Consider the following 19745-nt stretch of genomic DNA (forward strand, 5'->3'; position numbering starts at 1 on the left):
GGTAACCGAAGCCGCGGATTTGGAGCACCCGAGCGATCAGATGAATGTCAGGTGGACAGCATCGGGGTGGCCTGATCGCGGTTGTGAGCTGGTGCTTACCATCTTCAAGCGCAGGTGGTCAGGCGAGAGGCTTATTCGAATACTGTTTTAACCCCGCGGCACAGTAGAAGCCATATGGCTCAGAAAGAAGATAATCTTGTTGTCTCAGACGGGTTTGCCCGGTCAGGAGTACATTCAATAAACTTATGTAATGCGGGAGCTTATCTACCGAAAGTGGGGGCTATCACATGTGCGGCATTGCTGCGGTTATGTATAGGAAAGGTGTTCGGCAACCTCCTGATGGGACGGAGTTGGTCGAGCGGTTGCATTTGGCTCGCGAAAGCCTGCGCTCGGTTGGGGCGGAGCCGAGCGTCTCGGAGATCAAAGACATTGTCGTTTCGCTGAAAAGTATTAACGCTGATCTAAGTGGTATAGCTGGGCTTAAAGCTTTGCGCTTTCAGGCCACAGTTGCCGCACAGATTCAGCAGTGGTCAATCGAGTTCGAGGCCGTTTTGGCGCAGCTCGACGAAAGGCTCAACCACCGGGCGCCGTCGAAAGACAGCTTGGAACGGGTCAACGCCGCCATCATCGCGCTAAAGGACGCCTGGTGGGGGATCGCCAGGGATCGTCTCGCTCTAGCGGCGGATGTTGCTGATTTGGCGGCGGAAAGTACTGGTGAATCCGCAACCTACGCTTACGCCGCGATCGCAATAACGCTTTCATCTTTGAGTAAACTCGAACTTCGGGGCCGTGACTCGGCAGGTATCCATTTATTCGTCACGGGCCATCAGCTGGATATGGCGAATCCTCGGATCGCGTCGCAGATCGAAGGCCGACGGCATCCTCTGTTTCAATCGGGTGCTGTTCGGACGCCTGCGGGACAATTGAGCATCGTCTATAAGCACGCTGCAGAGATCGGACGCCTGGGCGATAACTGTGCGGTGCTGCGTAAGGCGATACGTGACGACGTCCTGCTCCGTGAGGCGCTTGAGGCCCCAACGGCCCAGCTTGTCGTGTTGGGCCATACCCGATGGGCGAGCGTCGGAATGGTCAACGAGGCGAATGCGCACCCAGTCAATAGCGACGAAGTAACATTCTCTCCGGGGTTTGATTCGAGTTATATGACCGCGGTGTTGAACGGCGATGTGGACAATTATCGCCAACTAATCGACCATGCTGGGGCCAGGATCGCCCGAGAAATCACGACTGATGCCAAGGTGATCCCTGTTCTGGCAGCCCGACGCATGATTGACGGGGCAACATTAGAGGACGCAGTCCTAGGTACGGTGCGTGAATTTACGGGCTCAGTGGCCATAGCCATGAATTGTGCCAGCGACCCATCCAAACTTGTTTTGGCCCAACGGGGGAGCGGCCAGGCGCTTTTGGTCGGAAGCTCCGAAGACATGACCATAATTGGGTCGGAACTGTATGGATTGGTCGAACATTGCGATCAGTATTTTCGGCTTGACGGTAGCGAAGGCGAACTTGTCGTAGTCGAAAGTAGTGAGGCTGGCAATCTTTATGCGGCCCGACGGCTGAATTACGATGGGTCTCCACGTGAATTCACTTCAAGGGACGTCTCGTGCACGTCTATCACTACGCGCGACATTGACCGACAAGGGTATCCGCACTTCTTGAAGAAGGAACTCTTTGAGGCGCCGCTTTCCTTACAGAAAACGTTGCGTGGACGTATCAACGCGGTAGATGGCGTACTGCAAGCTCACCTATCCGACGATGTTTTGTCGTCGGAGCTGCGTTCTCGCTTAAAGGCAGGGTTCTTCCGGCGGATTGTCGTTATAGGCCAGGGTACGGCAGCGGTCGCCGGGCGGGCGGTTGCCGCGGCTATCAAGGCGGCTTTCGCCCAAGGCTCTGTAGAAGTTATCGCTTCTACCGCGACTGAATTTTCTGGGTTCCATCTGGAAAGGTCGATGATCGGCACCCTCGTGGTGGCTGTGAGTCAGTCCGGGACGACAACGGACACGAATAGGGCGGTCGACCTCATCAGAGGGCGTGGCGGAACGGTCATTGCGATCGTCAATCGCCGAGGTAGCGACTTGGCGAAGATGGCTGATGGCGTCATGTACACCGCTGACGGCCGCGACGTCGAAGTATCAGTTGCCTCCACGAAAGCGTTTTACAGTCAGATCGCGGCGGGGATATTACTTGCGTATGCATTGGCGCGGTGCGCAGGTGATCATGACGACAAATCGGAGTCAGATTTGCTATCTCAGCTGACTGAGCTTCCCGAGGCGATGAGGGAATTCTTGAGCTCTGAGCATCAGATCGCCGAACTCGCCCGAAATTACGCGCCAAAACGGCCGTACTGGGCGGTTGTGGGATCGGCCTTGAATAGAATTGCGGCAGAAGAGCTGCGAATAAAGCTCTCAGAACTCACTTACAGATCTATATCCTGCGACGAATTCTCAGACAAGAAGCACATAGATCTATCCGCCGAGCCGCTCATCCTGGTGTGCGCGGCTGGCTTGCGGGGAGCTGCGGCAGATGACCTGTTGAAAGAAGTTCGGATATTCGCTTCGCACAACAGTGTCCCAATCGTGATAACTGATCAAACTGATGGTGAATATGATGGGGCAGCGGGCATTATCCGAGTCCCGAAAACGCATTCCCAACTGGCTTTTATCCTATCCGCCATGGCCGGTCACCTTTTCGGTTATTACGCAGCCTTAGCGATCGATGATCAGTGTTTTCCGCTAAAACTGGCACGAATTGCGATCGAACGAGCTATAGGCGCGGCCGACGGTGATCCACTCGCCATTCTGGGCACACTCGGATCTGAGTTACGGCCAATTGCAACTGAATTCGACAGCCGGCTCCGAGCTGGAGCTTACGACAGCTCGATGACCGCAAGTGTTAGTGCGCGGATCGCAGTCGGGTTGCGTGCGATAGCGTCGAGGTCTGAGTCAACGCTGATGTCGCAGTTCGCCGGTCCTGATGCGATCGTTAATGAGCTTGCCGCAGCGTTGACCGCCGGCATCGACCAGGTTTCGCGGACTATCGACACCATTCGTCATCAAGCCAAGACGGTTACTGTAGGCACCAGTAGAAGCGATGAGGCAATCCTGGATGTGCCCTTGGTGAAGGCACTCCTCGCGAACGGTGCATCGTCACGGACTCTGCAGTACAACACGCTGAGAACTGTTGCAGCGCTGGATCCGGCTGTCGCTGCTGTGATAGGTGCGACGCACTACGCGGTATGTGATTCGCACATTGCTGTTGTTCGCCGCGCTGGCGTTGCGATCCATGTCCCGTCTCGCACAGATCGGGATCATCAGCTACGCGGTACGAAGATGCTCGTCGCAGAACAGCAGGAGGTTCTTGCGGCTGTTGGGCAGAGTGACTCAAGAACTGTGATCATCGTTCCGGAGGTCATCGATCAGCGAACCGTAGGCCTCGTGCTTCTGCATGTCGAATTTCACCCGACTCTTCCGCCGCCTGTGATGCGTACCGTCCTCGAGGGTTATCGTGGACGCATGTCGGTACTCCGTGGCACCGTGACGGAGGTTCTCCCGGAATTTGACCACCGTGTGTTGGGGATGGTCTCTCCGCTTGCGTTGCTCAGCGAGTCTCCGAAACTTCTTGTTCAGCACTGGCTAGCGGCCGCCGCTACAGACGGCGTTTAGGTATCACAATGTTGTCGAGGCCCAGCTAGCGCCGGCATCAACCACCCCAACACGGGAACTAGTGATTCTATGCACGAGCGGAACGCTGGCGCGATATGCGCAACTGCCGGCACGCTCGGGACTGCCCCCAGTTTGGTTGACTCCTGACCTATGACCCGAGTTGGGTTGAGGTGAGCCCCCTGTAGTGGTCCAGTCGTTGTGGGACTCTGTTGCCCGAGTGTTCGGGCAGGAAGAATCAACGACGACATGGCAACGAACAAGCGCCGGCGGCACACCCCGGATCAGATCATCCGCAAGCTCGCCGAGGGCAACAAGCTCCTGGGGACCGGCCAGGAGCTGGCCGAGGTGTGCCGGCACCTGGAGATCACCGAGTCGACCTGGCATCGCTGGGTGGCCCAGTACGGCGGCATGAAGGCCAACGAGGCCAAACGACTCAAGGAGCTCGAAGCCGAGAACGCCCGGCTCAAGAAGCTGGTCGCCAACCAGGCCCTCGATATCGACATGCTCAAGGAGATCTCGTCGGGAAACTTCTGACCCCGAACCGCAAGCGCAGCGCCGTCATAGCGCTGCGTGAGCGGTTCGGGGTGTCGGAGCGCCGCGCCTGCTCGGTCGTCGGCTTGCACCGCTCCACGATGCGACTGGCACCGGCGCCGGTGACCACCGAGGAGGCTGAGCTGCGGGCGTGGCTGCGCCGGTTCTCGGTTGACCGTCCGCGCTGGGGGTGGCGCCGGGCCGCGAAGATGGCGCGGCGAGCCGGCTGGAAGGCCAACAACAAGCGTATCCGCCGGCTGTGGCGTGAGGAGGGTCTGCGGGTGCCGCAGCGGCGCCGCAAGAAGCGGCTGACCGGGATCGGCGTCGCCGTGGGTGCGATGTCCCCGATCCGTCCGAATGTGATCTGGGCGATGGACTTTCAGTTCGACACCACCTCCGATGGGCGCACCCTTAAGATGCTCAACGTCATCGACGAGTTCACCCGCGAAGCCCTCGCCATCGAGGTGGATCGGTCCATCAACGCTGACGGGGTCGTCGATGTCCTGGACCGTCTGGCGCTCACGCACGGGGCACCACATTACGTGCGGTTCGACAACGGGCCTGAGTTCGTCGCGCATGCCGTGTCTGATTGGTGCCGATTCAACAGTGCCGGTTCACTTTTCATCGATCCCGGCTCGCCGTGGCAGAACGCGTGGATCGAATCATTCAACGGCCGACTGCGTGACGAACTGCTCAACCTGTGGCGCTTCGATTCGCTGCTGGAAGCCCGCGTGATCATCGAGGACTGGCGAGCCGATTACAACTCCAATCGGCCCCACTCCGCCCACGGTGACCGCACCCCAACCGAGTTTGCCCTACAGTGGGCCGCGACCCATCAACCGAAAGTCGCATAGCGACTGGACCACCAAACGGGTCCCCCTCAGGGTCATTTGGCTTAGTGCCTTGAATTCTCGGCGTTCAGTGCGTTGAGGATTGCGTTGACCTCGGTGTTTAGGGCTGGCGGGTAGGTGGCGATGACGCCGTTGAGGTCGATGGTGGCTGATCGCAGGGGTTTGAGGGTGCGTAGGAATCGGCGCAGTGACAGGCCGGTGCGGGTCTGGACTTCGCGGCTGACGGCCAGGGCGGTGAACACGATGGTCAGGTGGGCTTCGATGGCGTCGCGGGTGCGGGCGAACATGGGCCGGGCAGCGAGGTCGGATTTGGACATCCGGAAGGACGCCTCGACGTGCCAGAGGTCGTGGTAGCTGGCGACCACTTCGGTCGCGGGCATCAGTGCGGCGTCGATGTTGGTGACGTAGCCCTTGAGCCCGACCAAGCGGCGGGCGCGCTGCAACGACGCCTCGTCAAATTCTTGGGAACCGTTGCAGTTCTTGATGAACCGCGGTACCCGCGCGGCTTTCTCGCCGGCGACGACCGCGCGGGCCTTGTTCTCCTGCAGGTTGAGCGTCTTGGTGTCGCGCACCGCGCGTTTGGTCGAGTACGCCCACACCGCCCGCCAGGACTTGGTGTGGGTCGCCGGATCCCAGACGGGCTCGGCTTTGCGCTTGGGGTCGCTGGTCTTGGTCGCGGTGCCGCGTCGATCGCGTGGGGTGATGGTGTCGATGATCTGGCCATCGGTGAAGAAGTCGCCGTGCCAATGGAAGTGCGAGGCCAGATCGTTGGGCGCTTTGGTAACCCTCGATCCGACGATGAACCGCAACCCTGCCTCATCAAGTTCGCGCAGATTGCCGCTGGCCAGCATGCCCGCATCAGCGACGACGACAATGTCGGTGATCTCGTGGCGGGCTTGGAATGCCTTCACGATCGGCACGATCGTCAGAGTTTCGGCCTTGTTTCCTTCGAAACAGCCGATTTCCAAGGGAATCCGCACCGATCGACCAGCAGCCCGACCACGATCTGCGGGTCCACTCGGCGTTCCTTGGAGTACCCCACGCGGCGTAGGTCGTCTTCCTTGTCGGCCTCGAAATACAGGGTCGTGACGTCGTAAAGCACCAGGCTGACATCACCGGCGGTGCGGGCGTGGGCGAAACACGCTGCGGCGATCTGGTCGCGGTAACCACCACCGCGGGCACGGCGCAGGGTGCGCTTGCGGGTCGACAGTGACGCTGAGGTACGTCCCAGCTCGGCGAGGACCCGATCGGCGTCGAGCAGGCTGGTCGGCTCGACCACCCGGGCGATGACCAGGTCACGGAAGACCTCATCGCCGACCGCGTCGTCGAACCCCAGGCTGGCATACACCTGCGCCAGGGCGTCATACAGCAGCCCGCTGCAGCTCTTGAGCACCCGCGGCCGCACCACCAACTCCCGTACTGCGGATTCTCCAGCATCCTCGGTGAACAGCATGCCAGCTGGCGGTGGAACCATATGGGCCCGAACGGCTTTCGGCGTGATCCCCAGATCCAACTCGCCTTGGGTGTCATCGGCCAACAGCCGGCGGGCCTCCTCGAGCAGCAGACCCAGCTCGGCGTCATCACGCGCAGAGCCCACATGGCGCACGATCCGGCGGCGGCCATCGACGGATTCGGCGATCTGGACCGCGGTCGCGCCCGAGGCCGTGCGCACCCGCCGAATCCACACCATCCAGGCAGCCTACTGACCCAAATTAGTGCCTAGCAGGGGCACTAAGCGGAGACATCACCGCAGCTCAAGACACCGCCACCCTACAAAACTGACCAAAGTGACCCAACTCAGGTCAAATGTCAGGGTGTTGCTTCGACCGATTGAACCCACTCAATTTCCGGTCACCGAAGTTCGTCCACGCTCTGTCGCACAACGGATTACACGGATCAATGGGCCGTGTCGGCGCATGCGGTGACCATACCGCCATGGAGTCGTTCTTCGCCCTGCTGCAACGCAACGTGTTCGACCGAAAGCGATGGTCAACCCGCGCCGAACTGCGCCTGGCGATTGTGATCTGGATCGAGCGGACCTACCACCGACGTCGCCGGCAACGCGCACTCGGCAGGCTCACCCCGATAGAGTTCGAACTGCTCCACACACCAGTCGCAACCGCGGCCTGAAATTCACACCCCGCGAGTCGACTGAACTCGGGGCAGTCCCCCTCCACCGGTACCTCGTTATGTTGCCGGTCTCTTCGCTAGTGTTGAGCTGGCCGAGAAACGCATAGTCGAGAAGATTCGGGACTCCACTGCATATTCTGTTTGTTTGTACTGGGAACATCTGCCGTTCACCGACTGCGGAACGGCTCGCAATTAGGTATGCCGCCGAGAATGGGATAAGGGGTCTGACTGCGTCAAGCGCAGGAACGCACGCTGTTATCGGACACCGAGTTCATGAACAAGCCGCTGCAGTTCTTGAGGAATTCGGAGCGGATACCGCAGGTTTCGCGGCTCGGCAGTTGACCGCCAAGATCGCCCGGCCCGTCGACCTCATCCTGACGATGACCCGCGCGCATCGGGACATCGTTCTCGAATTAGTCCCGAGTAAGCTCAACAGAACATTCACATTGGCTGAGGCGTCGCGGCTTGTTGACCGGCATGATGCTTCCACCATCGCAGAGTTGGCTTCTTTGCGACCTCAACTGGAGGCCGACCAGGCACTCGATGTTGAGGATCCTATCGGCCAACGATCAGAAGTTTTTCGGATGGTGGGAACGCATATAGCCGAGCTTCTTCTCCCAGTAGTCAGGCTGTGCCGCCCTTAGGTGAGGCAGACGACGTCGTGGGCGGCGCATTGCTTTGAGACACACCTGCACTGATCATCTACTGCTCCGCGGCACCGCGCTGGGCTGCGCGACGCAGCATCGTGGATTGATTCGGCGCACCAGAAGCACAGAGGCCAAGCGTGCGCGAACGCTAAGGTAACTGCGCCTCGCTAAGCGTGACGCCAGTGTAAATTGCTGAGCGAACATGCCGATGGCTTGAGATGCGCGTCGAGCGTGGGATAAAGTTCCAGCGCAAGGGGGACATGATGTGGGGGGATGAATGACGGCGGTAAACGATCAGCTGGTTGCTCCAGCAAACATCGTTCCGATTCCAAACAAGATTCCGACGTGGCAACACACCTATTCGCTATGCCTAATGGCGATGGACACGCTCGGCGTAGCACTGGCCGTGGGCCTCGCTCAGTGGTTGCGCTTCGGTGCATCAGCAGAATCCGTAGCCGCGTACCGGGGCGTCGACTACACGGTCGTTTCCATCGGGATCGCCGTCCTGTGGATCGCCGCTTTGTCGATCAATCGCTCCCGCTCGCCCCGGGTTATCGGGTCCGGCGCTGAGGAGTACCGCCGCGTTTGGCTGGCGACGCTGTCCGTGTTCGGCGGCGTCGCGATCGTGTCCATGCTGTTCAAGCTGGAAATCGCGCGTGGTTACCTGGTCATCGCGCTGCCCGCCGGCCTGCTGTTTCTGGCGCTGGGCCGCTGGATCGCTCGCCGCGTCGTCATCCGCGCCCGCCTGAAGAACGGCAGCTGCATCACCCGTGTGCTGGTGGTCGGGAGCCCGTCCGCCGTCCGCGACCTCACCAAGTCCCTTGCCCGCGAGCCGGGCTCGGAGTACCAGGTGGTCGGTGCCTGCATCCCCGGCCCCATGCACCGTCCCAAGGTCGACGTGCCCGGTGTCGGAGCGGTGCCCACCTTCGGTGACGAATCCGACGTCGTCGATGCCGTCCGCATCACCGGCAGCCACGCCGTGGCCGTCACCGCGACCGAGCGTCTCGACGGCCGCGGCATCCGCGATCTGTCGTGGGAGCTGGAGAAGCTCGACATCGACCTGCTCGTCTCGCCCGGGGTCGTCGACATCGCCGGCCCGCGGCTGCAGATGCGGCCCGTCGCTGGCCTGCCGCTGATCCACGTCGAGAAGCCGCAGTATAACGGCGCCAAGCGTTTTCAGAAGCGCTTCTTCGACATCGTGTTCTCCGGCACCGTGCTGCTGCTCGGGCTGCCCATCCTGCTGGTCGTCGCCGCCGCGGTGAAGCTGACCAGCCGGGGCCCGGTCTTCTACCGCCAGGAGCGAATCGGTCTGGACGGCAAGCCGTTCCAGATGATCAAGTTCCGCACCATGGTCGACGGCGCCGACCAGATGGTCGACAAACTCGCCGCGCTCAACGAGAGCGAGGGCGGGGTGCTGTTCAAGATCCGCCAGGATCCCCGCGTCACGCCGGTCGGGCGCCTGCTGCGCAAGTACAGCATCGACGAGCTGCCGCAGTTCATCAACGTCCTCAAACGGGACATGAGCGTCGTCGGCCCGCGCCCGCCGCTGGCGCGTGAGGTGAAGACCTACGACGAGCACGCCATGAAGCGCCTCCTGGTCCGCCCCGGCATCACCGGCCTGTGGCAGGTCAGCGGACGCTCCGACCTGTCCTGGGAGGATTCGGTGCGCCTCGACCTGTTCTACGTTGAGAACTGGTCGATGATTTCCGACCTGCTGATCGCCCTCAAGACGGTCAGGGCGATGCTCAGCCACTCGGGCGCCTACTGACGATCGGATTGCCCAGTGGCACACGCACACCCGTCGCCGGCACCGTGAACTACCTCGCCTTTGTGCAGCATTGGTGTATTACCGGCGAATTCTGATCACCGCTGAAGGGCGACCGTTACGCTCGCACACTTCGACGACTGATTGAACAGCCGCGCGTGGGACGGCGGGTCAACGCGCATCGACAGCTCCGTCGCCGCCCATCCGGTATGTCAGCGACCCTGACGGCGGTACCGTTGGCGCGCTGGGGGTCTACGACCCAAATCGAAGGTCTGGGGTGTCGGCCACCGGCAGATCCTCGGCGACGTCGCCTGGTTGCCACCGAGCGGATGTTGGCCGGCCGCCCTACGGTGGCGCTGACCGCTAGGGTTGCGGGTCGGCCGGCGCGGCTGTGCTGCGACGCCGCCACCACAGGGCGGCGCTCAATCCGAGGGCGACGACCACGATTCCGGCGCCGATGGCAGCCCACGCGACGCTGACGGTGGTCTGCTTCTCAGCGACAGATGGTGCCACATCAGTGGTTCCGGCCAGGTTCGTAACCTCACCCGCGGCCCCGGCGGCGATCACGTCCCCATCCAGGCTCGACCAGCCGTCGGGCTGCCGGTCGATGTAGCCGAACAGCGGCTCTACCAGCGACCACGCACCCGTCGTCGTGACCAGCACGACCGTCCTGTCCCGGGGCGTGTCGGCGAACACCTGGATCGACGCCAACCCGTTGGCGATGTCGGCGCGCAGCTCCCTGCTCACATCCACCTGCACAGTCGAGCCCTCGCCGCCGATCGGCGGGCGTAGCGACGTCGCCTGGACCGCCGCCGAATTCGCCACGATCAGCGCCCCGGTACCGGCGTCGGCCGCGGCCTTCACGTCAACGACGCGCGGCGTCAACGCCGTTCCGGTCCGCTGGGCGATGTCGGCCACCACCCGGGCCGCGTAGTTCAGCTGATTCGGGCTGCCGCCGTCGAGGGCGACCAGAAACTCGGGGCTGAACTCCGACGGCACCGCACCGAAGCCACCTGGGGCGGGGCCACCGCGACGCATCGTCAGCGTCGACGCCGGGTCGAGCTGGAACCTCATCGGAGCGATGGTCGGGCTGCACAGCTGACGCGGGCTGAACGTCAGACCGAACTCGAAATTGATGCGCTGTCTGAGCAGTTCGCCGGGAACGTCGAAGACGGTGTCCAGCCGACCGGTGCGGTCCAGCGCAACGCTGTGTACCGCTTGGCCGTTCACGCTGACCATCGCGCTGGCCGAGTCCATGTCCGCGACCGGGGTGTGGGTGGCCAGCAGATGGACCTGCAGGCTTTCGACGCGACCGTCTCCCAATGCCGAACGGTCCACTCCGACGGTCAGATCGGCGGTCCTCAGCACCTCCCGTTCGCCGCTGATGCCCAACTGACGGAACGTCATCTCGTCCGGGTCGGCGCTCTCGGCTGCGCCGACCTGGTCCACGCGCGCGGACGGGGCCTGCGCCAGCGACTGCAAGCGGTCGGCGACCAGCGCGGCCTGGTTGGTGAGTTCCTCGCCGCGGCCGGTCACCATGAGGAACACGTCGGTCCTGTCGGGGTTGACCACTTCGAGTCCGGCGTCGCCGTTCTCGACCACCACAGAGCGGGTGAACTGAGGTGACGCCGGGGGCGTCGCGCCACGGGGCTGGCTGACGACTGTGAGCGCCGGTGTCTGCGGCCGGTACATGCGGGCGACAGCGGAGGTCAGCGCCAGCACCGCCTGCTGTTCGGCGTCGTCGGCATCGATCGGTGCGTAGATGGTGAGCCGCTGCAGCACCGGCGGAAAGAATGTCGCGATCGTGGTGGGCGCTGGTTCGGCCCCGGCGAACAGGGCGCTGAGATCGCTGAGGACAACCCGCTCGCCGAGCCCGCACCGTTGCTCGGGGGGAAGCGCGGCCTCCCGTGCGGTGAACGACAGCCCCAGCGTCGAATCGCTGATCTGCGCCGCCGAGATGTCGACGTCGAACGGCACCACGGCCTGGGCCGGCGTCACCGCGGGAAGGTCCACTGTCCCCAGAACGGTGCCTCTGCGATCGGTGATCTCGACGAATCCCGCACCGAAATCCACCGGCGCGTGGATCAGCCCGCGCAGCCGTCGCGGCGTGAAACCCGACTGCACCGGGAGCGTGAAATCCTGGTTGACGTTGGCGCCGACCAGTGTGACGTCGGGGGGAAGCCCCAGCGCCGTCCATGGCAGCAGCACCTCGCCGTTGCCGGTCGGGTCGGCGTTGAGCGGTTCGGCGCCGGCGACGCCGGGGGCGGCGAACGCCATCACCAGCAGGGCCGACAGCAGGGCGCCCAGCGCGCGACCAATGATGTTGTGGCTCTTCGGTGATCCTGATCCGGGTTGCATCGTGGCCTCGTCCCCGACGGTAGTGATGGCACGATCGACCGCAAGAGACACTGCCGCTCCAGTTTCCGGTGGTTGGGCTTCGAGAATCTCATTCCCGGCGTCGGACGATACCGGCAAAACCGGGTACTGCGGTGCAGAACGCGCCCCGCGCAAACCAGTCAACCGCAAACCCGCGTGCCATACAATCAAACCCAACTTCTACCGGGGCGGGCAATCATTCCTTTGCTGAAATCGCAGTGCGGCGACAAGTGTGTGAACAGCCCTACATATTGATCCGCAACGATCTTAGCCGCGCCGACCCGCGAATCGAGGCGTCCGGCCGGCAAATCGCCCACGGCTATCTACCATGGATGACCGCAACAGGTTCAGGGACGGAGCGCCACAGAGTTGTCTGACAACGTGTCGAAAGTGCCGGCGTCCGCGACCGCGCTGATCTCCGCAGTGGAAACCCGGGTCGTGATGACCAAGCTGACCCTGGGTGCGCTCGTCGGACTGTGCGCTGGGGCGCTCATCGGCGGGCTCGCCTTCGGTGCCCTGACCTCTGACACCACCGCCACGGCGTTTCTGCGGCTGCAGAACCCGGCCGACCTGACCGCGATCGCCGGCGGGGCCAGCCAGGTCACCCCCGACAACCAGGACAACACAGCGACTTTCGTCTCCGGCGAGATCGCCTACATGACCGGGGAGGGCTTCAGTCAGGCTGTTGCCAGGAAGATGGCGATGGACGAGCCCGCCGAACTCATGGTCGCGCAGGCCAGTGAGTCGGCCATGGTCACGGTCAGCTACAGCAGCAGCTCCCGCGACGACGCCATCAGGACCGTGCAGGCGGCCATCGACCTGTACGGCCAAGAGCTCGACCAGCGCGTCGACGCGCAGCTGCGCTCCATCTTGCCCACGTTGTCGGAGTGGCAGCGCAATGACACCGACCCGACACGGGCGCTCGAGATCCAGCGCGTGCGCGAGAGCGTCGAACTGCAGGCCGCCGCGGCGAGCGAGTTGCTGGTGGTGCAGCCACCGACACCGAACCATCCCAGTTCCGCGCAGTGGCTGATCGGCGCCATCCTGGGTGCGCTGGTCGGTGGTTCATGTGCGATCGCGCTACTGCTCGCCCGACGACGCCGTGCGGGGCGCGGCTCGGTGGTGAAAACGCTGACCGGAAGCGTCGACGGGGTGCTGCTGCCGGCCATCGATCTCGACCTGCCACCACGCGAGGCCTGGACCGACGACCAGATCCGCCTTGCCCGCGCGCTGTACTCCCAGTGCCTGGCCTCTGGATCAAATGAGGTCATCCTCGTGCTCGGCGCATCGCCGACGTCAGGGTCATCGGTGGTGGCGACGCTGTTGGAGTTCGCGGCCGCCGAGAGCACGCCGGCCGCGGCGAGCATCTCAGGACTGCACGCCGCGCCGTCCTCGACGGAGCCGGTCACCACCCGCATCGTGCACGGCGGCGCGGTCGGCGACCCGTCGCTGACCCCTGCCGTCATCGCCGGCGCCACCACCGTCGTCGCCGTTGCTCAGATCGAAGGCGACACCACAGCGCAGGTGCTGATGCTGCGCTCGGCGATCGCTGCTGCCACCGCACCCACGTTCGCTGCGTTCACCGTGCGGCGACCGTCGGCCCGCTGGCTGAGGCGCCGACGCGGGGGGAGCGCGCAGTGAGAGTCGCGCTCGTCCATGAGCGGCTGACCGAGATCGCCGGCTCGGAAAACGTCGTCGCCGAACTGTCCCGGCAGTGGCCCGACGCGCCGGTCACCATCCCGATCGTCGACCGGCGCGTCGACGCGTCATTCTCGGCCCAGGTGCAGACCGGCGCGTTGTCTTCGGCTTACCGGGCGGCGCGCTACCGCAGCTATGCGCCGCTGCTGCCGCTGGTGCCGGCGTGGTTGCGGCGCCGGGACTTCGGCTCGGCGGACGCGGTGATCATCAGCCACCACTTCGCCGCCGCCGCGGCGGTGCATGCTGCCGTGCCCAGGCCGACGATCGTGTACGTCCACTCGCCGGCGCGCTGGGCGTGGGACAAGGCGATGCGCGCCGAGGAGGCGTCGTCACTGCCCGGCCGCCTTGCCCTGGACGCGCTGTCGGGGCTGGCGATCAGGACCGAACTGGCCGCCGCGCCGAAGATGACCACCATCGTGGCCAACAGCACCGCGGTGGCTCAACGGATCAAAGACCACTGGAACCGCGAGTCGCAGGTGGTCCATCCGCCCGTCGACGTCGACTTCTACCGGCCCGATCCCGGCCAGACCCGCGGTGACTACTTTCTGCTGCCCGGCCGGCTGGTGTCCTACAAGCGCCCCGACGTCGCGATCAGGGCCGCCGTGCGGGCCGGGGTGAAGCTGGTGGTCGCCGGCGCCGGCCGCGACGCGGCCAAATGCCAGAAGCTCGCCGAAGGCGGAGACGTCGTTTTCCTGGGCCGGGTCTCCGGCGAGAAGTTCCGCGACCTCTACCGCGGTGCCAGGGCGATGGTCATGCCGGGAGAGGAGGACTTCGGCATCACCCCGGTCGAGGCGATGGCCTGCGGCACACCGGTGATCGCGCTCGGCGTCGGCGGCGCGCTCGACAGCGTCGTTGACGGCGTCACCGGAACGTTCGTCACCGGTGCCGACGACGCCGAGGTGGTCGAGCGCTTCGCCGAGACCTTCGCGACATTCGACACCAGCGGCTACGACCCGGTCCGGATCAGACGGCACGCCGAGACGTTCTCACCGGAGACGTTCCGCCGCAACATGTCCGAGGTGGTGGCAGAGACGCTGGCGGCCCGCCGCGATGGCTGACAGCAAGCATCTGCAGACCGCCGTCCAGGTGGCCGCCGGTCTTGCGCTGAACGTCTTCCCAGCGATCTTCATCGCCATCTACGCCCGGATCGCGCCCATCGAAACCCAGGGTTTCCTCGCGCTGTCGCTGGCCGTCGGGGTCTACGTCGCGCAACTGGTCAACGCGTTCGTCGTCGAGGGCCGGCTCGCCACCCCCGACGCCGAAGGCGACCCCGGCCTGCCAGGGTGGGTGGTGGTGCTCGCGCTGTGCGCCGCAGCGCCTCTGGTGATCGGCCCCGCGGTTGCCTCGTCGGCGGTACTGATGGGCAGTTCCATCGGGGTGATGACCGGTCTGTTGATGTCGCGGTCGATCGGCGTGGTGACAGGCGAGTGGAAGCGCGAGGGTTTCGGCGCGACGCTGCTGGTCGTGGCCAGCGTGATCGCGCTGTGGATGGCCACCGAGCACAACCCGCACGCGGTGCAGGTGCTCGCCGTCGGCGCGTTCCTCGCCGTCCTGGTGCGGTATCAACCGCGAAAAAGCATGCCGAACATGGGCTTTCCGCCCGACGTCCGCAGGTCCGGGTGGGTGACCGCGGAGACCGCGGTTGTCGGCGCCGTCCAACCGGCCATCACCTCACTGCTACTCGTGATGGTCGGGCCTGCCGCGTCGGTGACCTTCCGCGTCATCTCCACCGTCGCCGGCGCGGTCGAACCGATCCTGGCCTATGGCAGATACCGGTTACTCGCCCACGGGCATCGCGGCGAACTCCGCCCCTTCGTCGTCGTTTTCGTCGTCGGTATGGTTGCGGTGCTGGCCGCGGCATTCGGCGGCTTCGGCAGCCTGGTGTTCGGCCCGGCATGGGACGCCGTTGGGGTAGCGGCCCTGCTGTTGGCCGCGCTGTGGAAGGCCGTCATGCTCGTCTCCACGGTCCCGTTCGCCGCGCTGCGCAAAGCCGGGAAAACGGTGCTGGTGTTCTGGATTCGTGGCGCCAGCACCGTCGTCTACCTGGTGATCAGCGTCGGCTTCCTGCTGCTGTGGCGATCCACCGAGGCGATCTTCGCCGCGTTCGTCGTGGCCGAGATGATCACCGCCGTCGTCTACCACTTCGCCGCGGTCAAGGGCGCACCCGACTATGCCGACTCCTTCGGACTGCGCCGGCAAGGGGAACGGTCCCGCTGATGACCCTCACCGCGCCCGCCGACACCTTCCTTGTGCGACACGGCAACACGTCCTCCCGCGCCCCGGCATGGTTCACCCCCGCGACCTTGCTGTTGGCCCCGGTCGCCATGTCGTTCTTGGCATGGTTCGGACTGGTCGCACGGCAGAAACTCGGGACGGCCCAGACCGCGTCCGAGGCGCTGACCGGATTCTCGGCCCCCGCCGCGGTGAGCGGGCGCGGCATCGCGCTGCTGGTGCTGTGGTACTTCGCGATCGTGATGGTGTCGATGGTCGGCTACTGGTGGGGCACCCACCGGTCCCGACCGCTGACCGGAGCCGACCGCACCAACACTGCGGGCTTCGAACGACGCTACTTCTTCTTGATCCTGGCCGCCGGCGCGGTCGGGGTGCTGTATTCGTTCTGGAAGGTCGGCGGTGTTCCGGCGATCATCGCGTCGCTCAGCGAGCAGACCGCCAACGACTTCAGCAATGCCCTGTCCGGTTTCGCGGGTCCCCAAACCCTGCGCTACGCCACGATTCTCGCCGCGCCGCTTGCGGTGTACCTGTGGCGCAAGAAGGTGATCGGCTGGCCCTACATGGTGGCCGGGGTGCTGCTGCTGTTCGCCAACGCGATGATCGCATCCCGGCTGTCGCTGTTGATGGCGTGTGCGGTGTACCTGGCGGCGTGGGTGCGCGGACGGGTACACCGCGAACCGGGCACCGGATCACCGGTGCGGGCACTGATCGCGGTCGCACTGATCGCGGCCACCGGGTTCGGTCTGCTCACGGTACTCAACTACGTCCGCAACGCCAACTACTACCGCGAGGCCGGGATCTCGAACCCGATCGAGATGAACGTGTACCAATCCGGGGCGTATCTGGCTGTACCGGCGCAGGTTTCACTGGGTATGGCCGACGCGGTGGGCCGGGGCGCCTGGGAGAACCCTGGCGGCGCGGCGGAATCTCTGGCGGCCGTGCAACCCACGTTTCTGCAGTTCAACAAGATCGCCAAGGACGACAGCTGGAAACAGGCGTCGGTGTACGGCTATTCGGTGACCTTCGCCGGGAACTTCTTCACCAATTCGGTGTTCGCCGACACCTACGCCGAGTACGGCGCCTGGGGCTGGCTGTACACGATCCTGGCCTACGGCGTCGCCGGCTACGCGTTCGCCCGGATCTTCAGCCTGAGTCCCGTGATCGCCGCGTCCGCGGGGGTGGTCGGATACTGCTTCCTGGAAGTATGGCGCGTGCAGATCCTGATCTACGGCATCGTGATCTTCCTGCTGTTACTCACCGCTGCGGGCGCAGTGGTGGCGTCGAGGCTGGGACCGCCTGCCGCTAAGGCTGCTTCACGCTGAGACGGTCGACAGTCAAGCCGCCGGCATTCACGGTGTCGAACGCCGTCACCGGTTCGGTGTGCTGGATCGAGACGTCGGCCAGGGAAATGTCGCGGGCGTTGCCGATGCCGACCCCGCCGTTGCCGCCGGTCGTGGACGCCGAAGAAATGCGACAGTTGCGCAGGCGCAGCCCGCTGACCCTCCGGTCGGTCAGTGACTCGGCCCGCACTGACCAGTTCTCACACCGCTCGATTCGCACGTCGTCGACGGTCACATCGAACTCGGTGAAGCGGGGATCACCGGAAGGCCCCGGCCGGGCCAGCAGGTGAAGCCCCATGTTGCAGTCGGTCGCCGTGATATAGGCCAGGCGCACCCCACGGCTGGCGACGTAATCCCAGCCGGCGTCGGCGCCCGGTTCGGCGGAGTCGACCATCACGGCCGCGCCGGCGCGCGCCCCGTGGACAGCCAGCCCGGTGAGCGTGGCGCGGTGGACGCCGGCGATCCGGACGCCGTTGGCCCTGCCGCCGGTGACATGGGCGCCGTCGATCGTGAAATCGGTATTGGACCAATCCGTCAGGGCCGGGAACGCGAACGTCGACGAGTCGGTGTCGAACAGCGGTTCGTCGGCGTAGTACGTGACGAGCGCCAGCCCGTCATCGCCGGTGTCCGCGGCGCGGTAGTCCTCGATCCTGGCCTGTCGGCACGCGTTGAAATGCAGGCCGTCGGCCCTGGTGCCGGTGACCCGCAGCCCGGTGACGGCGATGGCAGCAGCTCCCATCATGATGACCCCGGCTTGCGGGCTGCCCTGCACCACGCAGTCGGTCAGGGTGACCCCGTTGACGGGACCCGGCCACCCGCGCGGCGCCGTGGCGAAGCTCGATCCTTCGACCACGGGGCCGCCCACCACGCGGATACCGTCGCCGAGCGACCGCCGCGCGTCGTGCGCCCACCGAATCCTGACGTGGTGCAACAGGATCCGTGAAGCCGGTCCGTGCACCAACACGGCGTGACCGGCACCGGCCCCGGTCGGGTCCAGGTTGTCCATCAGAAGCTCGGCGCCGGGATCGAACACGACCGCGACGTCAGAGACGCCGGCGACGACGATCGCCGCGTCGCGCCGAGTCCGGTGCTGTGCGAATCGGTAGGTGCCGCGGGGGAAGTGCAGCGTGCTGTGGGGCCGCAGGGCGGCGGCGGCAGCCTGGATGGCCCGGGAGTCGTCGGTGACGCCGTCACCCTTGGCGCCGAACTCCCGCACGTCGAGGACGGCGTGCCGCTGTCGGTGGTCGGGCAGCGCCACGCCGGCAGCGCCGGCCGCTGCGGCGCTGATCAGAAATGTGCGTCGGGAAATCCTCACGGCGGGCCGGCGGTGAGGTCGGCACAGATGGCATCGGCTGCCGCGGCCGGGCGGATCTGCTGCTGGCGTGCTTTGACGTAGGCCAACCCGCGCTGGGCGAGATCAGCCCGGGCCGCGTCGTCAGAACAGTAGGTGTGGATCAGCGCGGCCAGCGCGCCGGCATCGTGCGGGTCGAAGAATTCGGCGCCGGCACCGCAGGTTTCGCGGACGGCCGGAATGTTCGAGGCCACCACGGCGGTGCCGGACGCCATCGCCTCCAGCGGCGGCAGTCCGGCGCCTTCATACAGTGATGGCATCACCAGCAGCTGGGCCGAGGCCACCAGCGCCCGCAGCACCACGAAGTCCAGTTGCCCCATCACGACCACGCGCTCACCCATGTCCTCGGCCAGCCGGCGGACCCGGTCGTCGGCGGTGCGCAGCGACGCGCCACCCCCCGCGATCACCAGCTTGTGCGGCAGGACGTCGGCCAGTGTGGAGAACGCCTCCAGCACAAGCGGGAGATTCTTGTGCCGCTTGGTGTTTCCGACATACAGCACATACGGGCCCGTCACAGGCGACAGGGCCGGGTCGGCGGGTTGAAACCAGATGTCGTCCACCGGAATAGGGGTCACGAGCGTCCGAGCAGACCTCTCGATCCCTCTCAGGGTCACGGCGGTCGCTTCCGACGGGGTGAAGATGCGCCGGCACGAGCGCGCATCGGCGCGCAGCATCGCGCGGGCGTACGCGCGGCGGGCGCGGTTCTGTCCGCTGATGTCCTCGGGCAGCAGATGAATGATGTCGTGCACGGTCACGTAGGTGAGCATCCGGCGGTTGCCCGCCAGCATCCTCGCCAGCGGATACGGATAGTGGGGCAGCCACACCGCGCGAGGCCGCGTCGCCGCGAACGCCCGCCGCCAGACCCTCTGTTCCGCCGCCGAATACATCGCCGCCGACGCAGGTTCCGCGTGGACCAGCTCGGTGCGGGGCCCTAGATCGGGCGCGGTGTCCGGATCTGCCAGAACCGCCAACGAGACTCCGTGCCGGTCTGCGGCTTCTTCGAGTGTCGGAAGCTGCGTGCGGATGTAGGTGCCGATGCCGCTCTGGCGGACATGCCGGGCGTCGAACAACACGTCCACGCCGTGTTTGCCCTGGGTTCGGGCTTCGACCACAGGCTCCTCCTGATCCTCAGCGGTGCAACCAA

Annotated in this window: 11 protein-coding genes and 2 pseudogenes; 9 read left to right on the top strand and 4 right to left on the bottom strand. The window is 64.8% G+C overall.

The window, feature by feature from the left end:
- Positions 1 to 350 precede the first annotated feature (350 nt).
- Both KXD97_RS15170 and KXD97_RS15175 read left to right on the top strand, forming a co-directional pair.
- Complete coding sequence (locus KXD97_RS15170) at positions 351 to 3680, top strand: SIS domain-containing protein (protein WP_260757673.1); 3330 nt, start codon at positions 351 to 353, stop codon at positions 3678 to 3680.
- 246 nt (positions 3681 to 3926) lie between these two features.
- A protein-coding gene (locus KXD97_RS15175; protein WP_260757674.1) for an IS3 family transposase occupies positions 3927 to 5065 on the top strand; the annotation gives its coding sequence in 2 pieces (ribosomal slippage) (positions 3927 to 4197 and positions 4197 to 5065; 1140 coding nt in all).
- A 41-nt stretch (positions 5066 to 5106) separates the two neighbouring features.
- Here the strand turns inward: KXD97_RS15175 and KXD97_RS15180 are convergent.
- Positions 5107 to 6752: pseudogene (locus KXD97_RS15180) on the bottom strand (IS1634 family transposase).
- 155 nt (positions 6753 to 6907) lie between these two features.
- Between KXD97_RS15180 and KXD97_RS15185 the strand changes: the two are divergent.
- From KXD97_RS15185 to KXD97_RS15195, 3 genes and pseudogenes are all read left to right on the top strand, one after another.
- Positions 6908 to 7192, top strand: a pseudogene (locus KXD97_RS15185) (IS3 family transposase); the annotation flags it as partial.
- A gap of 191 nt (positions 7193 to 7383) precedes the next feature.
- On the top strand, positions 7384 to 7836 hold the full coding sequence (locus KXD97_RS15190; RefSeq protein WP_260757983.1) for a protein-tyrosine-phosphatase: 453 nt from the start codon (positions 7384 to 7386) through the stop codon (positions 7834 to 7836).
- 280 nt (positions 7837 to 8116) lie between these two features.
- Positions 8117 to 9607: a sugar transferase gene (locus KXD97_RS15195; RefSeq protein WP_260757675.1), complete on the top strand. Its 1491-nt coding sequence runs from the start codon at positions 8117 to 8119 to the stop codon at positions 9605 to 9607.
- Between the two features lie 360 nt (positions 9608 to 9967).
- Here the strand turns inward: KXD97_RS15195 and KXD97_RS15200 are convergent, their stop codons facing one another.
- Positions 9968 to 11962 (bottom strand): cellulose biosynthesis cyclic di-GMP-binding regulatory protein BcsB, encoded by a 1995-nt coding sequence (locus tag KXD97_RS15200; protein WP_260757676.1) that lies wholly within the window; start codon positions 11960 to 11962, stop codon positions 9968 to 9970.
- A 408-nt stretch (positions 11963 to 12370) separates the two neighbouring features.
- On the opposite strand from KXD97_RS15200, the gene KXD97_RS15205 reads away from it, so the two are divergent.
- Genes KXD97_RS15205 through KXD97_RS15220 form a run of 4 tightly spaced genes read left to right on the top strand, consistent with a single transcriptional unit; the run spans position 12371 to position 17232 of the window.
- The gene (locus KXD97_RS15205) at positions 12371 to 13621 is read left to right on the top strand and encodes a hypothetical protein (protein ID WP_260757677.1); all 1251 of its coding nucleotides are present in this window, start codon (positions 12371 to 12373) and stop codon (positions 13619 to 13621) included.
- Positions 13618 to 14736 (top strand): glycosyltransferase, encoded by a 1119-nt coding sequence (locus tag KXD97_RS15210; RefSeq protein WP_260757678.1) that lies wholly within the window; start codon positions 13618 to 13620, stop codon positions 14734 to 14736. Before KXD97_RS15205 ends, KXD97_RS15210 begins: the two co-directional genes overlap by 4 nt.
- Positions 14729 to 15895: a hypothetical protein gene (locus KXD97_RS15215; RefSeq protein ID WP_260757679.1), complete on the top strand. Its 1167-nt coding sequence runs from the start codon at positions 14729 to 14731 to the stop codon at positions 15893 to 15895. The genes KXD97_RS15210 and KXD97_RS15215 overlap by 8 nt, the downstream gene beginning before the upstream one ends.
- A complete protein-coding gene (locus tag KXD97_RS15220; protein ID WP_260757680.1) occupies positions 15895 to 17232 on the top strand; it encodes an O-antigen polymerase in 1338 nt (445 codons plus the stop codon). The genes KXD97_RS15215 and KXD97_RS15220 overlap by 1 nt, the downstream gene beginning before the upstream one ends.
- Here the strand turns inward: KXD97_RS15220 and KXD97_RS15225 are convergent.
- Both KXD97_RS15225 and KXD97_RS15230 read right to left on the bottom strand, forming a co-directional pair.
- Positions 17213 to 18565, bottom strand: a complete 1353-nt coding sequence (locus KXD97_RS15225) for a glycosyl hydrolase family 28-related protein (protein ID WP_260757681.1) — start codon at positions 18563 to 18565, stop codon at positions 17213 to 17215. The genes KXD97_RS15220 and KXD97_RS15225 overlap by 20 nt on opposite strands.
- Positions 18562 to 19713: a glycosyltransferase family 1 protein gene (locus KXD97_RS15230; protein WP_260757682.1), complete on the bottom strand. Its 1152-nt coding sequence runs from the start codon at positions 19711 to 19713 to the stop codon at positions 18562 to 18564. The genes KXD97_RS15225 and KXD97_RS15230 overlap by 4 nt, the downstream gene beginning before the upstream one ends.
- Positions 19714 to 19745: the final 32 nt, after the last annotated feature.

It is taken from the genome of Mycobacterium sp. SMC-8 (assembly GCF_025263565.1).
GTDB lineage: Bacteria > Actinomycetota > Actinomycetes > Mycobacteriales > Mycobacteriaceae > Mycobacterium.